Below are 1,866 nucleotides of genomic sequence, written 5' to 3' on the forward strand. Positions count from 1 at the left end.
AGGCGCCGCGGGCCAGCGCCATCTCGGGTTCCTCGGGGGTGGTCACCGACAGCGAGGTCGCCGACTCGAGCGCCGGCATGCGCTGCCCAGCAGCGACGGGGCTGCGCTGGCGCAGCTGGCCGCGTTGGCCTCGGGCGCCGAATCGATGAGGGCGCGCCCGGACGGGCTGTTCCTGGTGGGCTCGGACGTCGACATCCCGTACATCAAGCCGGCGCTCGAGTCGGCGACCTCGCTGTCGGTGACCACCCCCGAGGAACCCGAGATGGCGCTGGCCCGCGGCGCCTCGCTGGCGGCGGCCAACGCCCACCTGGGGGCGCCGTCGACGATCGCGATGCCCTACGCAGGACAACCCGCGACGGGCGGGCGCGAGCTCGCGTACAGCGCCGAAGCGGGCGACGCGGCCGCCCGGGGAGCCGAGTCCGCGGCGGACCGGGGCGATCGGCGCAGCCGGAAGCCGGTGCTGGCCGTCGTCGCCGCGACCCTGGTATTCGTCGGCGGTGTCCTGGCGCTCTCGCTGGCGCTGGCCTTCGACATCCGGCCCCACGCGCATCAGCGCCCCGACATCACCCAAAACGTCGTCGCCCCGGCAGTCCAGGCGCCACCACCACCCCCGTCGGCGCCATCGACACGCCAAGTACCGTGTCCAAAGCTCCTCCATCGTTCGATTGCTAGCGCTGATGATGAGAACGTGGCCGCCGCACCCCGCGAAAACGCCAGAGGTCACTTAGTCCCCACCGTGTTTTCCCCTAGTGTCCCGATTTTACGCGTGTTCGGCACCCGGCGGGCGGGCTAGGGGACAGGGATGCCGTGGCCGCCCAGGTGCCGATGCAGCCAGTCGTCCCACTGATCGCTGTGGGACGGGCCGGGTCCGGGTTGGGGCGATGCCGGCGGAGTGACCGTCGACCAGGACGGCTTTGAACTCGCCGATCAGACAACGGCGGTGGCCGCGGCGGACCGCGTGGTCGACGCGATTCTCGGCACACGGGAAAGCGCGGCCGCGGGTGGCTATCGGGTGAAATCGAGCGGCGTGACGTGGACGGATCAAGCCGAGGCGGCCGCGCTTCGAAATGCGTTGGCGGAGCGCAAGATCGAGGACGTCATGCTGGTTTCCGGCGTGATGGCTGCTGCGGCGCTGGCGCAGGCCGCGGGCAGTGCCACCAACTGCGCGCGCACCGCGCTGCTGTTCGTCGAGCCCAGCACCGCGACGCTGGCCGTCGTCGACACCGCCGACGGTTCGGTCGCCGACGTGCGCCGGCATGCGCTGCCCAGCAGCGACGGGGCTGCGCTGGCGCAGCTGGCCGCGTTGGCCTCGGGCGCCGAATCGATGAGGGCGCGCCCGGACGGGCTGTTCCTGGTGGGCTCGGACGTCGACATCCCGTACATCAAGCCGGCGCTCGAGTCGGCGACCTCGCTGTCGGTGACCACCCCCGAGGAACCCGAGATGGCGCTGGCCCGCGGCGCCTCGCTGGCGGCGGCCAACGCCCACCTGGGGGCGCCGTCGACGATCGCGATGCCCTACGCAGGACAACCCGCGACGGGCGGGCGCGAGCTCGCGTACAGCGCCGAAGCGGGCGACGCGGCCGCCCGGGGAGCCGAGTCCGCGGCGGACCGGGGCGATCGGCGCAGCCGGAAGCCGGTGCTGGCCGTCGTCGCCGCGACCCTGGTATTCGTCGGCGGTGTCCTGGCGCTCTCGCTGGCGCTGGCCTTCGACATCCGGCCCCACGCGCATCAGCGCCCCGACATCACCCAAAACGTCGTCGCCCCGGCAGTCCAGGCGCCACCACCACCCCCGTCGGCGCCATCGACACGCCAAGTACCGTGTCCAAAGCTCCTCCATTTATAAAAATCTGACGCAGATGCTGCTAC

General features: G+C 72.0%; 1 protein-coding gene and 1 pseudogene. Both read left to right on the forward strand.

All coding sequences use genetic code 11. The features are described from left to right. Positions 1-793: pseudogene (locus tag A9X03_RS29785) on the forward strand (hypothetical protein); the annotation flags it as partial. Between the two features lie 99 nt (positions 794-892). Continuing rightward, positions 893-1,843 (forward strand): hypothetical protein, encoded by a 951-nt coding sequence (locus A9X03_RS12190; protein ID WP_197696061.1) that lies wholly within the window; start codon positions 893-895, stop codon positions 1,841-1,843. The last annotated feature ends 23 nt before the right edge of the window (positions 1,844-1,866 follow it).

Origin of the sequence: Mycobacterium sp. E1715 (genome assembly GCF_001667625.1) — a bacterium.
GTDB lineage: Bacteria > Actinomycetota > Actinomycetes > Mycobacteriales > Mycobacteriaceae > Mycobacterium.